The 12,975-nt window shown below is 68.2% G+C and carries 12 protein-coding genes and 1 pseudogene; 5 read left to right on the forward strand and 8 right to left on the reverse strand.

Annotated elements, in window-relative coordinates; all coding sequences use genetic code 11:
* Window positions 1–151: 151 nt before the first annotated feature.
* Window positions 152–1,648, forward strand: coding sequence for an SNIPE associated domain-containing protein (locus Pth03_RS21850; RefSeq protein ID WP_203946210.1), 1,497 nt, complete (start codon window positions 152–154; stop codon window positions 1,646–1,648).
* On the opposite strand, the gene Pth03_RS21855 is transcribed toward Pth03_RS21850, so the two are convergent.
* Genes Pth03_RS21855 through Pth03_RS21865 form a run of 3 tightly spaced genes read right to left on the reverse strand, consistent with a single transcriptional unit; the run spans window position 1,567 to window position 4,729 of the window.
* Window positions 1,567–2,658, reverse strand: a complete 1,092-nt coding sequence (locus Pth03_RS21855) for a TniQ family protein (RefSeq protein ID WP_203946211.1) — start codon at window positions 2,656–2,658, stop codon at window positions 1,567–1,569. The two genes, Pth03_RS21850 and Pth03_RS21855, sit on opposite strands and share 82 nt — an antisense overlap.
* Entirely contained in the window at window positions 2,655–3,656 is a 1,002-nt protein-coding gene (locus Pth03_RS21860; RefSeq protein ID WP_239119255.1) for a TniB family NTP-binding protein, read from the reverse strand. The genes Pth03_RS21855 and Pth03_RS21860 overlap by 4 nt, the downstream gene beginning before the upstream one ends.
* A gap of 23 nt (window positions 3,657–3,679) precedes the next feature.
* Window positions 3,680–4,729 (reverse strand): TnsB C-terminal domain-containing protein, encoded by a 1,050-nt coding sequence (locus Pth03_RS21865; protein ID WP_203946212.1) that lies wholly within the window; start codon window positions 4,727–4,729, stop codon window positions 3,680–3,682.
* Window positions 4,730–4,788: 59 nt separating this feature from the next.
* Between Pth03_RS21865 and Pth03_RS41640 the strand changes: the two are divergent.
* Window positions 4,789–5,024, forward strand: a pseudogene (locus Pth03_RS41640) (Tn3 family transposase); the annotation flags it as partial.
* A 3-nt stretch (window positions 5,025–5,027) separates the two neighbouring features.
* Here Pth03_RS41640 and Pth03_RS21875 read toward each other — a convergent pair.
* The 4 genes from Pth03_RS21875 to Pth03_RS21885 all read right to left on the reverse strand — a co-directional run bounded on the left by Pth03_RS21875 (window position 5,028) and on the right by Pth03_RS21885 (window position 7,085).
* Window positions 5,028–5,258 carry a hypothetical protein gene (locus tag Pth03_RS21875; RefSeq protein ID WP_203946214.1) on the reverse strand — a complete coding sequence of 77 codons (231 nt, stop codon included), beginning with the start codon at window positions 5,256–5,258 and terminating at the stop codon, window positions 5,028–5,030.
* Between the two features lie 303 nt (window positions 5,259–5,561).
* Complete coding sequence (locus Pth03_RS21880) at window positions 5,562–6,749, reverse strand: IS701 family transposase (RefSeq protein WP_203946215.1); 1,188 nt, start codon at window positions 6,747–6,749, stop codon at window positions 5,562–5,564.
* A gap of 37 nt (window positions 6,750–6,786) precedes the next feature.
* On the reverse strand, window positions 6,787–6,909 hold the full coding sequence (locus Pth03_RS42165) for a hypothetical protein (protein WP_275413161.1): 123 nt from the start codon (window positions 6,907–6,909) through the stop codon (window positions 6,787–6,789).
* Window positions 6,900–7,085 carry a hypothetical protein gene (locus Pth03_RS21885; RefSeq protein WP_203946216.1) on the reverse strand — a complete coding sequence of 62 codons (186 nt, stop codon included), beginning with the start codon at window positions 7,083–7,085 and terminating at the stop codon, window positions 6,900–6,902. Before Pth03_RS21885 ends, Pth03_RS42165 begins: the two co-directional genes overlap by 10 nt.
* Before the next feature lie 93 nt (window positions 7,086–7,178).
* Here Pth03_RS21885 and Pth03_RS21890 point away from each other — a divergent pair, with 93 nt between their 5' ends.
* From Pth03_RS21890 to Pth03_RS21900, 3 genes are all read left to right on the forward strand, one after another.
* A complete protein-coding gene (locus Pth03_RS21890; RefSeq protein WP_203946217.1) occupies window positions 7,179–9,995 on the forward strand; it encodes a helix-turn-helix transcriptional regulator in 2,817 nt (938 codons plus the stop codon).
* A gap of 562 nt (window positions 9,996–10,557) precedes the next feature.
* Window positions 10,558–10,950 (forward strand): hypothetical protein, encoded by a 393-nt coding sequence (locus Pth03_RS21895; RefSeq protein ID WP_203946218.1) that lies wholly within the window; start codon window positions 10,558–10,560, stop codon window positions 10,948–10,950.
* On the forward strand, window positions 10,940–11,785 hold the full coding sequence (locus Pth03_RS21900) for an SDR family NAD(P)-dependent oxidoreductase (RefSeq protein ID WP_203946219.1): 846 nt from the start codon (window positions 10,940–10,942) through the stop codon (window positions 11,783–11,785). Before Pth03_RS21895 ends, Pth03_RS21900 begins: the two co-directional genes overlap by 11 nt.
* Before the next feature lie 392 nt (window positions 11,786–12,177).
* Here the strand turns inward: Pth03_RS21900 and Pth03_RS21905 are convergent, their stop codons facing one another.
* Complete coding sequence (locus Pth03_RS21905; RefSeq protein WP_203946220.1) at window positions 12,178–12,930, reverse strand: hypothetical protein; 753 nt, start codon at window positions 12,928–12,930, stop codon at window positions 12,178–12,180.
* Window positions 12,931–12,975: the final 45 nt, after the last annotated feature.

A 12,975-nucleotide genomic window follows, 5' to 3' on the forward strand; every position in this document is an offset into this window, starting at 1 on the left:
GAGGAATTGCCATCTCCTCCACTTCATACCTGGGCTCACGGTTCCGTCACGATGTGCCGTGACGCCCGCTGTCCGGTAAACCACTTCAATCCGGCGGCTGTCTTTCTCTCGGTCTGGCCTGACGACTGGGTCGGAAGTGGAGGAGAGCTTCATGACGGAATACCGGTTCAACTCGCCACCGGGATGGCCAGCCCCGCCTCCTGGGTGGCAGCCTCCTCCGGGGTGGCAACCGGACCCGTCTTGGCCTTCGGCTCCGGTCGACTGGCAGTTCTGGATCACCGAGACCGCTTCCTTTTCTAGTCCGGCTCCCACCGTCGGTCATGCCGCACCCTCCGCCCAGGTTTCCGTTCCACAACGTTCGGGTGGTGGGCTCTTCGGCGGCAAGAAGCGACTGGAGGCGGAGAACGCCCAGTTGCGGGAGTGGGTCGAACGCCTGGGCGGCCTGGACGCGATGCAAATCTCGGCAGTGATCGAGACACTCAGTGCGGAGCAGAGCCGCTTACAGGCAGCGATTGAGGAGGCGAGCCGACAGCTGCGGGAGATCGGGGCGCAGGTTGTGCAGACAGAGGATCTGGTCTTGTTGCAGGAGGTCGGCGTCTATGAGTATCAGCATCCGCTGAGCGACGCGGTCGCCTACAAGGCGAAGTTGGCTGAGATCAAAGAGCAGATCAAGAGCATGGCCCGCAACGAACGGGCAGTACTGGGCGCGACGAACTGGACGGTCAACGGGTCGGCCGCCGAAGGGCGGCGCATGGTCCGTGACTTCTCCAAGCTGATGCTCCGTGCCTACAACGCCGAGGCGGACAACTGCGTCCGGACGATGCGCCCCTACAAGCTCCAGTCCGCCATCGACCGGCTGCGCAAGGCCGGGGATGCGATCGTACGGCTCGGCAAGACCATGAACATCCATGTCAGCGACGACTATCACCGGTTGCGGGTCTTTGAGCTCGAGCTGACCGCGGACTATCTCGCCAAGGTCGAGGAGGAGAAGGAGCGGATACGGGCGCAGCGCGAACAGCAGCGCGAGGAGGAAGCCGCGCGGCGGGAGTTCGAACGCGAGAAGACGCGCCTGCGCAAGGAGGAGTCGCACTATCGTGCCGCGCTGGCCAAGCTGCTCGACAAGGGGGACGAAGCCGGGGCGGCGGAGTTGAAGGCGAAGCTGGAGGAGATCGGAGCCGCGGTCGCGGATGTCGAAACCCGTGAAGCCAATATCCGGGCCGGTTACGTCTACGTGATCTCTAACGTCGGCGCCTTCGGTGAGAGCGTCGTCAAGATCGGCATGACGCGTCGTCTTGAGCCGGAGGACCGGGTCCGGGAGTTGGGCGACGCCTCGGTGCCGTTCAAGTTTGACATCCATGCGCTGATCTTCAGCGAGGACGCCGTCTCCCTCGAAGGGCGGCTCCACGACGAGTTGAGTGAGCGGCGGGTCAATCGGGTTAATCTGCGGCGCGAGTTCTTCTACGCCAGCCCTGCCGAAGTACGCAGCCTGTTGGAGGAGATCGCCGGCCAGCACCTGTTGGAGTACCGCGACGTACCTGAGGCGTTGGAGTGGCGGCAGTCGGCATGTCAGTTCTCGCCCGATTTGATCCACGCGGGGGAGCTGGCCTGCGGTGGATCAGATAGGTCTGGAGAGGGCTCCGGCTCGTAGTCCCATTCGATCTGATCTATTTCGCCTGACTGATGACGCCAGACGTGGTGCCGGGCGTAGACGCTTATGTTGCTGGTCAGCAGGTAGAGGTCGTCGGTTAGCGAGAGTCGTCGCCGGAGTTCGGCGGCGAAGTCTTCCGAGTCTGGACGGCTGTGATCCTCGCCGGCGTGGAATCGTCGTGCCGCCTCGGTCCAGTAGGGGGACAGCAGTATCGAGGCGCATATGACGGTTTCGGGGCAGCGGGTCAGGTGGGTGAGCGTGAGAGCCGGGGCGGAGGCGTGGGCGAGCCTCCGTCTTCGGTCTTCCCACCGTGCGGGGAGTTCGGCGTGTGCGGGGGAAGGGGAGACCAGGCTGACGCAGTTGTGCGCCTCGTGGAAGGCGGTGAGGGCGGCGGAGGGCGTATGCCGGCGGGCAAGTCGGCGGTGAAGCCGGGCGGCATCGAGCAGTTCGGGCAGCGTCCTGAGGGGGATTTGGACCTGCTCCTCCTGAGTGTGCGGATAGATGGGGTAGGGCGGGTCGGCGATCCAACGGGCGTGGACGAGGCAAATCGTGTGCTGGACGGGGAGTCGGACGATGACCGGGCCGTTCATGCCGCGGGCTTTGGTGCAGTGCGTGCAGGCGAGCCTGGCGTTGTCGATGGCCTGGAGCTTCTTGAAGCGCCATCGGGGTTGCGAAGTCGCAGGCATCGTGTCGGGCGGCATGGTCAGCGTGGCGAGCAGTTGGCCCGTGGCGTAACCGCTGATCTGGGCGAGCCGGTCGAATGCCGGGTCGTTGAGTACGACGTCGTAGGGGTCGAGATGCTGATCGGCCGCCGTGGGCTGGTGCTGGGCCGTCCGCCCGCTTGGCCTGCTGGGTGTGGATGAGCCCTGGCCAAGGTGCCGGAGCAGGATGCGGGTGTCGAGGCCGTTGGCCCGGGCCAGTCGCCGAATGTAGGAGGCGGTAGTTTCTTTCGCGACCGGGGGTGCTGGGATCGGTAAGGCCCGCGCGGGTTGCTGCCAGGGCTCGATCATCGTTTGCTGGTAGTGGAGCGTTGGTTCTCGGCGGTGCGGTCCAGTTCTACAGCTTCCAGGAGATCGAGGGTGATGCGTTCGCTGCCGTCGATGATCGCCTCGATGGCCGCGTCGCGGATGAGGGCGGATAAGCTGCCGATCATGCCGCCGGTGCGTCGATAGAGGTATTCGGCGTGGCGCAGGAGGGTGCCCGGCTCGTGGCGGTGAAGCCGGAGGACCTGCTCGAGTGTGGCGACCAGGGCGGCCCATTCCGCCCGTTGCCGGCTCGTGCCGTAGGCGAAGGACTGGGTGGCCACGACAGTGAAGCGGCTGGCGATCTGCTGACCACGCAAGCCGCTGAACAGGCCAGCGCCCTCGACATCGATACCCGCGTAAACGAACGTGGCGGGGATGCGTTCAGACAGGTATTTGAGCTGGTCAGAGGTTTCCGCGCCGGGGCGGGTACTCAAGGAGAGATTGTGGATCTCATCCACCAGCACCAGTTCGGTGCTCATCGTGTGGAGTACTTCGCAAACGGCGTTGGTGATGGCGACCTGGTTGAAGCTCTTGGGCAGTGGCAGGTCCAGAAAGCGGGCGATCTCGGCCGCGAGCATCTTGGCGGTGGAGGCCGGCGGAACGCTGACATAGACGACCGGCAGGAACGGCCCGGGAGCGACTCGGCGTCGGCGGGCGAGATGCTCGTGGTGCTTGCCCAGTTGGGAGATCGCGGTGGTCTTTCCCGTTTCTCCGGCCCCATTCACGATCAGTCCGCGGCGTGCCGACAACTGGCCGCGGTTGAGCAGCATGAGACGTCGGCCCAGTTTTGTGACCTTGTTGACGGTCGGAGTGGCCACAACCGCGAGTCTGGAGTGATGCAGGTGCCGGGCCTGATCGTAGGTGTCGCGTTCGGCGTCGGTCAGGTGCTTCCGTTCGTCGTCGCCGAGCAGGTCCAGGCTGCTGGGCGGCTGGTCGACGAATGCGGCCCACCCAGCGCGGGTGGTCAGGGTGCCCAGGGGCAACGGGGGAGTCTGCTGGGCCATGGTCACCGGTAAGGGTCTTCTGCTGTCGGGTCGAAGATGCCGAACGGCACCGCGGTGCCTAGCAGGGGTTCGCCGCTGTCGCCTTCGTCGTCGGTGCTGTTGCTGGGGCCGACTTCGAGCACGGGCGCCGCCACTGCGGGAAGCGCTGATGGGGCGGCCTTGGTTTTCGCCGCGATCCGCCGCCTGGAGGGGCCCTGGCTCGCCCTGGTCAGCAAGTTGTTCAGGGCGCGGGCGACGGCTGTCTCGTCGCTGGAGTCTGCGCCGGCGTCGGTGACGATCTGGCGGGCGGCGCGCCAGGTGAAGTCGGCGAAGGGCGGGCTGATCATCGGCAGGTGGGTCCAGGGGACGGTGATCCACCCGCCGCGGCGGGTGTCGCGGACCCAGATGTGCGACAGGTCGTAGGGGTCGTAGCGGACCTCCCACCGGTTGCCCTTGCCGGTCACTCCTGACGGCTGGTGACGGTAGGGGCCCAGGTCACGGCAGTCGTAGGTGCGGTAGTCGATTTGGATGCCATCAGCGGTGATGCGCCGCCACTCGACCGGCAGCAGCTCGATGTAGTCGGCCCCGGCGAGTGGCAAAGGCACGTACCCGGCGACGGTGAGCAATGCGGCATACATGTCGTTTGGCGCGAGTTCCCGGACAGGGCGCTGGGGATCTCGAAGGCCGCTGTGAGGACGGGTCTGCCATCCGGCCACCACCCATTCGTCGAACAGTTCCTGCAACTGGGGCAGGGTCCACACGGCGGTGTCTTCGGCGTCGCGGGCGCGCATGGTGACGTTGGAACCGACATAGCCGGCGACGTGCTGGCAGAACAGGGTGTTGATCGAGCCGAAGGTCCGCTCCACGTTTCCCTTATCGGTCGGAGTCCCAGGATGAGCAGGCTGGACGGAGATGCCCAGCTTCCGGCAGGCCCGCAGGAACGTCTCGGACAGAAAGACCGCACCGCGGTCGACGACGACCGTTTCGGGGACGATAACCGGCCGAGCCGCTGCCTGGGCCAGCCGGGCATCAAGCGACAGCAACCGCTGGTGCGGGATACGCGAGTGGGCCATGGTCAAAGCGTGGGACCAGACGCAGGCCGCTCGCGGTGAGCTCGGCAGCCTTGGCCGCCTCAGCGCTCGGCCTGGTCCTCAACGCCGTAGTGCTGTTCAAACACCCGCTACATGGACGCCGCCGTGACCCGGCTGCGAACGCAGGGCTTCGACGTGCGCGATGAAGACGTCGTCCGTCTTTCACCCTTCATCCACAACGCACGTGAACATGCTGGGCCGCTACTCCTTCGCCCTGCCTGAGCTGCCTGGGGGGTTGCGACTGCTGGGGGATCCGGAGGACGTCCATGACGATTGATCTCTACCTGTTGAAGGGGCGCAGTTCGCACCAGTGGCTGAGGTAGTTGCCGACCCGGCCGTCCTGCTCGCCGTTCTTCAGCGACCGGGCGGCGCCGGCCAATACGCCGTCCTGCTGGTTGAGGTCCAGGTCGAGCAGGGGAGGATTCGCCCGCGCGTCCGGCGTTGGCAGTTGCACGGCAAAAAGGGCGCGCAGATCCCAGTCCCCGGTGGCGGTGACCATCTGCGCCGCCACCGCTCGTCCCCGTCCAGCGAAGCCTCCACCTGCCCGTTTCGCACGTTTAGGATGAGTGGAATGCTCCCGGCATAGGTGTCGATGTGCCCTTCCCAGGTGCCCGAGGGGATCGTCATTTCGCGGGCTGGAGCGCCACTCGGTGGTAGCGATGCCTTCGTGAATCCGGGTACTAGTACTACAGCCTGATTTCGTGATGTCTTAGCCAGCGTCGCCAGTAGTGGCTGTTGCGGGCGCGGGTCTGATGGTCGCGTCGGTGGGTTGACCAGGCCAGTGCGAACTCAAGAGCGCGTGCGCCGGGGGCAATCACGTGTGCCAGGAGACGGCGGACCTCTGCTGGTGTGACGCGGACCAGGCCGCTTGGGCTTTTGGGGCATGCGCGGCGGTGACGGCGAGGTAGGCGTGGGCGAGCATCGCGAGGGTGATGTGGCGATGCCAGGCGTCGAACCGGCGGACCTGGTAATGGTCCAGGCCGGTCTCGTTCTTGGCGGTCTGGAAGCATTCCTCGATCGCCCAGCGAGCTCCGGCCACGCGGACGAGGTCATCCATCGTCGTTCCTGCGGGACCGTGGCACAGGTAGTACGCGATCTCCAGTTCGCCTTTGGCGGTTGGGGCCAGGGCGCGCCGGGCCAGTAGCCAGCGCTGATAGCCGGGCTCGGTCTCGTAGTGCACGGCGGCCAGCGCCCAGTAGTACAGCCGGGGCCCTTTGGCGCCATCGCCGCACGACAGGCGCTTCCACGCCTGGGGCGGGGCGTCCTCGACGAGGGTATCGGCGCGTAGGGTGGCACCCGCGACGATCTGGTTCTTCGGGACGGCGACCACATAGTTGACACGGCGCCGCTCCAAGAAAGAGCGGAACTTGTAGTCCATGCCGTAGGCCTCGTCGGCCGTCGCCCACGACACCGGCAGGCCCGCGTCCAAGGCACGGGCCAGCATCTGCCGGGCGAGCATCGGCTTGGTGGCGAACTCCACCTCATCAGGGATGCCGGCCTGCTCGCACCGCCTCTGGTCCTCCAGCCAGGACTTGGGCAGGTACAACTCGGCGTCGATCAGCGCTCGGCCCCGCGGGGAGGCGTAGGCCAGGAACACGCCAAGCTGGCAGTTCTCGATCCGGCCCGCCGTGCCGGAGTACTGACGTTGCACCCCGGCCGACTTCGTGCCCTTCTTGATGAAGCCGGTCTCGTCCACGATCAGCACCGCATCCCGGTGCCCGAGTGCTTCCACCACATACGCCCGCAGATCCGCCCGCACACCACGGGCGTCCCAGCGGGCGCTGACCAGCAACCGCTGCATCCGATCCGGCGTCGCGTCCCCGGCCGCCTCGGCCAACTGCCAGCCATTCTTCCGCTCCACCGGGGCCAGCAAGCCGGTCAGATACGCCCGCGCCTGCCGCCGCGGCTCCACCCGCCCGAACCGTCCTGCCACCCGCGCGAACAACGCGTCCAGCCCGGCCACCCACTCGTGAAGGTCGCCCGCGCTCAACCCATCTGACATGATCCAGAACTATAGATCACGAAAGCTGGCTGTAGTACTAGGCCAGGACGACGTCCTGATCGCGGATGGTGGCGGCTAGGGCCACGCAGGTCGCGGCGGCGTCGGTGCCCGGCCCGGCCGGTTGGGCAGCGACGAACGACTCCACCGCGGTCACAGGCACTGCAGCACCACCGCCAGGGCCTGGCCGCGGGCGGCGGGGTCGTCCCAGTCGGCATCGAGGGCGGCTTTCAGGCTGGAGCCGGCCAGTTGCGGCGCGCCTGCCTGCCCGGCCAGCACGGCGATCCCGCCTCCGATTCCGCCTTCCGCCAGCCCCCACCCCTGCTGGCGCGCGATCACATGCAGGTGGCGGCTCGCCGTAACTATAGGAGGTCCGGGCCGACTAGGCTGGGCGCGTCTCTGCTACTCACCGGACCGGATATTCAAGGGAAGATGGCCGACGGGGCGACATATGGCAGGCCGGTCGGTCGCGACGCTGAGCTCGGCCTCCTTGCGGGCGCCGTGTCGGGCGCGGCGGACGGAGCGCTACGGGCCGTGGCGGTGCGGGGCGATCCGGGGATGGGAAAGACCCGTCTGCTCGCCGAACTGGCCGATCTGGCCCGGGCCCGTGGGTTCACCGTCCATCACGGTCAGGCGACCGAGTTCGAGCGTAACGTGCCGTTCGGGGTCTACCTCGCCGCATTCGAGCCGCAGCGGGGCGATCCGGGCCGGGACGCGCATGGCGCGCTGACCGAGTTGCTGATGGACGCCACCGGGCCGTCGGAGGCCCGGCGCGAGGGGCTCGGCCGGTACCGGCTCTTCCAGCGTGCGCGCCGGCTCATCGAGGACCAGGGAGCCGCCGGGCCGCTCGCCATCGTGCTCGACGACCTGCACTGGGCTGACCAGTCCTCCATCGAGCTGACCGAATATCTGCTACGCCGCCCGCCACGGGCTCCGTTGCTGCTCGCGACCGCGTACCGCACGGCTCAGGTGCCCCCGGGGATCGCACGGGCCGTCGCCCAGCTCGGCGACGCGGCCGTGCACATCGGTCTCGCTCCGCTGAGCGAGAGCGACATGGCGGCGCTGTTGCCGGAGGCGGACCGCGGGCGACGACGGCTGCTGTACCGCACCACGCGCGGCAACCCGCTCTATCTTCAGGTGCTCGCCGACGCCGGCGTGGAGACGCTGACCGCCCTCGCGGAGGCCGGCGACGCGGCGACCGGCGCACCCGAGCGGGCGCTGCTCGCCGTGCTCAGCACCGAACTGACCGCCCTGACGCCGGAGGTACGGCAGGTGGCCTGCGCGGCGGCGGTGGCCGGCGAACCGATCTCGCTGGACCTCGTCGCGTCCATCACCGAACTGCCCGAGGCCGCCCTCGATCGCGCCGTCGACCACCTGGTCGGCGTAGGCCTGGTGGTCGAGGCCGACGCCTCTCTCCGGTTCCGCCACCCCCTGGTCCGGGCCTCGGCGTACTGGATGGCCGGCGCGGCCTGGCGGTCGCGCGCGCACGACCGGGCGGCAAAGCATCTGCGCGGCAACGGCGGCCCGCTGCAACTGCTGGCCCACCACACCGCACGATCGGCGCAGCACGGCGACGTACAGGCGGTGCGGACGCTGGAGGCGGCGGCCGCGGCCGCCGTGGAGGCCGCTCCGTCCACCGCCGTCCGGCTGTTGCGGACGGCGATCCGGTTGCTGCCGGATGAGGCGGACCATGCCCTGTGGCGGATCCAGCTGCAATGGGCGCTGGGCCGCGCGCTGGGGGTGACCGGCGAACTGGCGGCCAGCCGGCAGATTCTGCAGGAGGTGATGCGGACGCCTGGGCCGCTGCGGATCGCGGCGGTGAGCTTCTCCTCGATGATCTATCGCCTGCTCGGCGACTACGACGAGGCGAAGGCACTCGTCTCCACCGAACTGACCCGGCCGCACGCGCGCGACCGGCCGACCAGCCTGGCCCAGGTCGGGCTGGCCGCGGTCGAGCTGATGGGGCGGGAGCCGGGAAAGGCCCGGCTCGCGGCCGCCGACGCGATCCGTTCCCTGCGGGACGCGGACGACGAGGCGCTGGAATCAGCCGCCCGCTCCATTCACGCGCTGGCCAGCCTGCGGGACGGACACGTGGCACAGAGCCGGCGGGAGACCGACCGGGCGGCGTGGCTGACGGACGCCTTGACCGACGACGTGCTCGCGCCGCACCTCGAGCTGGTCGCGCCGCTGGCCTGGGTCGAGATCCACCTGCGACGCCACGACGACGCCGCACGGCATCTGCGCCGCGGGCTGGACATCGCACACCGTGCCGGGCGCAGCCACAGCGTGCCGTACCTCCTCATCGCCCTGTCCGCGCTGTACGAGCGGCAGGGCCGGCTGCGCGAGGCGGTGACCGCCGCCGAGGAGGCCCGCGAGGCGTCCCGGCTGATCCACAGCCGGGAGACGCTGGCCATGTCCAGCATCCTGCTGCTGCGTCCGCTGTTGTGGCGGGACGGCCCCCGAGCCGCCCTGGAACTGGCCGAACGCATCTCCGGGACTCTCCCCAGGTCCGGCTGGTGGTCGGGGCTGGCGCGGCTCGACCTCACGATGGTGTACGCCGAGGCCGGCCAGCCGGACCGCGCCCTCGCCGCGCTGACCGGGGAGTACCCGGCCGACGAACCGACCAGGACGTACTGCCTGGCCCTCCAGGCGGTGATCATGGCCACCGCCGGCACCGGCTCCGAAGCTGGCTCGCTCGCCGAACACGCCCTCTACCGGGCAATGAAGTCGGGTCTGCCTCATTCGCTGGGGTTCGCGCATCGGGCGCAGGCGAAGGTGCTCATGCTCTCCGGGCGGCCGAAGGAGGCGGCCGTTCACGCGGCACGGGGCGCCGACCATTTCGCCGCCGCGGGCGCGCCAGTGGAGGAGGGGCTGACGCGGCAGCTCGCCGCCGAGCTGTACGCCGCTCAGGGCTCGGTCGTGACGGCACGGGACGAGTTAGGCCGGGCCAAATCCCTGTACGCCACCGCCGGGGCGGCCTGGCTGTCGGCCGCGGCGACGCGCGACGAACGCCGACTGGCCGCCCGCGTACCCCGGGGACAGCGGAAACCGGCCGGTCCGCTGTCCGCGCTCACCGCCAGGGAACGCCAGATCGCTGACCTCGCGGTGGGCGGACTGACAAATCAGCAGATCGCGGAGCGCCTGTACCTGAGCCCCAAGACGGTGGAGGCTCACCTCTCCCGCACCTTCGCCAAGCTCGGCATCCAGTCGCGCGCCACCCTGACCCAGCACCTGACCGCCGACGACTGAGCAGCGGCCGGGCCGATGTAGGGGGTGGGGTTAGGGACCTCCCGATGCTAGCGACGGCCGCCGTGAAGCATGCTGCTGCGGCAAGCCATGCATCACGAGGAAGGCTCACCTTGTTACCCTTCCACGCCACAAGACGTGCCCGGGCAGGCGACATATCGCCGGCGTTGTTCGCGGCCCTGGGGGGCTGGGCCTGCCGGCCACTACGGCCGGCGCCGATCTACTACCGACGGGGCTCAGCCGAACAAAGCCGGCGTCGCACAGCGCAATCGTCCAGCCGAACTGACACGACCGTTCTCGCGGAGAAATAGAAATGCCCAAGAAGCTTGTGAGCCGCGTCGGCGTGCTTAGGATCAGACGGCTGTACACGGAAACCGAGCTCCATACATTCGCGGATCACTATGCCCGGCATTCGGGTTACTCCGTCCCGCTCGACTACCTGCGGCGCTCACACGTCTTCGGCGGTGTCAACGGGTCTGCCCTCACCTGTGGCTTCGTCCTTGGGGTGAGCGCGCCCTTTCGTACGTTCATCCGTATCCCGGCACCGGACCGGGCTCGTTGTGAAATGTCCGTCGACTCGGAGGACGCCCAGGAGTTCACGTGCGTCTGGCTCGAGCCCGGCCTACGCCGGAGCTGGCGGTCCTACCTCTTCTGGTGGGAATTACTGCGGCAGGCCGGCAAGGTCGGCAAGCGAGCCGTTCTCATGGGCACCGAGGTCCCCGCGTTACGCGATTTCTACGAGTCCACGCGTCCGCGTCCGCTGTACGTCGGCCCCGTCCTGGTCGACGGGATCGAGAAGACCGGCTGGGTCTACGTACACAGAATCGATCGGCGGTACGTCGGCATTGTGCGCATGGTGTGGTATAAGCTGCGCCGCGCCGCACTGAGCTCTGGCCTACCTCCCCGGACGCCTGCCCCGGTGACCGGAGGAAAGGAGCGTCACCTCCATGGCAACTGATCGGAAGAGGCCGCGAGGACCGGTAGGGCCCGGTGCCGCCGCTCTTGCCGCCGCGACCACCGAAGGCGGGTGGGCGCTGGTCACCGGTGCGTCGTCCGGTATCGGGCTCGCTTATGCGACGGCGCTCGCGACCCGCGGCGTCAACCTGCTGTTGACCAGCGTCGACGCGGTGAACCTCGAACGCGTGACCGCCGAGTTGCGGGACCGGCACGGGGTCCGGGTGGAGTCGCTGTGCCAGGACTTCGCGGCCGAGACCGTCCTCGGCGGCCTACCGGACCTCATCGCCGACCGGCGCGTCGAGATACTCGTCAACAATGCCGGGTTCGGCACGAAAGGGCTCTTCACGGCTACAGACGCCGCTACCTACACCGACATGGTCCGGGTAAACCTGCTTGCTCCCGTGCTGCTCACCCGCGCATTGCTGCCGCCGATGCTGGCCCGCGGCCGCGGCGCGGTCGTGCACGTGGCATCGATCAACGCGATCGCACCGATCGCCTGGAGTGCCGTCTACTCGGCGACCAAGGCGTTCCTGCTGTCCTACGCCACGGCCGTCTGGTACGAGAACCGGGGCAGCGGCGTGGCGTTCCAAACCCTGTTGCCCGGCACCTCGGTGACTCCCTTCCACACGCACAGCGGCAGCACCCGCCTGCCTCCGTGGGCGATGACCCCGGAGGCGGTGGCCGCCAGTTCACTGGCCGCCCTCGGACGCGCTGTGGTGCACGTGCCGGGTGCGGTCAACCGCGTGCTCCGCGCGCTCGACGCGTTCCTCCCTCTGCCCTTGCGGACGAAGACTGCTGTCGCGACCGCAGTGATGCGGCGGAGCCTCGGCGTCTGAGCGAACTACCGTAACAAAACTCCGAGGGCGCCACCTGCCACGGCCTCGTCATGGCTCCGAAGAAGCCCAAGCGCGCCGAGTAACCACCGCCTCTAAACGACCACGAGCCGCCGCCCCGACCGGTTCCGCCGGGGCGGCGGTCGGCGTTGGACGGGCGTCGCTGGGCGGTCGGCGGTCGGCGGTGGTAGGCAACCACCCGACGCTTGCGACCGCTGCTGTGAACCACGCTTCGACCCCGATCGAGCGTGTGCGGGGTCGAGACTGGTAGGCACCGTTGATCGGCCGGTCTGTATTCCTCGTTCTTTCTTGGTCTGTTCTCACATTCCGTGACGACAGCCTCGAAGGGCCGGTTGATCGACGCCGGCCTCCGACAGCCATTGCGCGTTGTTTGTTCAGCTAGGGCTTTGCCGCAGGAGGTGGAGGTCGTCGCCCCAGGCGTCCAGTACCGAGCTGTGACCGGCGGCGCGTGCGAATGGTTCCAGGTCGAGGAAGAGCCGGCGAGCCGTCTGCGGGGTGGCGTGCGACAGGACTGTTTCGAGGAGCGGCAGCAACCTTTCGTGGCGCCATGGAGGCGGTCCCAGGGGATGGTTCCGTAGTTCCCAGCCGAGGTACTTGTTATAGGGGCGGACCCGGCGGTGGAGAGCGAAGATGCAGGTCAGCAGGGGAGGAATAGCTTCAGCGGCATCCAGGCGGGCTTCGGTAGCGCGTTCGTCGCGGTGGCTTTTCAGCCAGCGGTAGGCGGCGTTGACGAAGGTGTCCAGTGAGGCGGCGACTGTCTGATGGGCTTCCTCGCGTGACAGTGCTCCCTTGCGGGCGACAAGTTCACCGATGAGGCCGTCGGGCCGGTCTTTGAGGACGCGGGCATGGGTGAAGGAGTACCTGTTCCATTCCCAGCCCGAACCCGGCAGCGCGTGCGCGCGGAATTCCTCCAGGGACATGGCCATGACGTCCAGCCGGGAGTCGCGGCGCTCTTCGTCGGCTGCCCTGTCATCGGTGGTGATCAGGTAGATGTCATAGTCGGAACGGTGCGTGGCCATGCCTTGCCGTGCCTGTGATCCGCTGAGGACGGCCCCTATGACGGCCGGGTCGGCACTGACACGGGCGAGCAGGGCAGAGAATTCTTCTCGCGCCGAGGTGTTGGTCACCGAGGCACTCCACCACCTCCCCAGACGTGGCGGCAACGGGTTATC

This window comes from Planotetraspora thailandica, from assembly GCF_016863335.1.
GTDB classification, from domain to species: Bacteria; Actinomycetota; Actinomycetes; order Streptosporangiales; family Streptosporangiaceae; genus Planotetraspora; species Planotetraspora thailandica.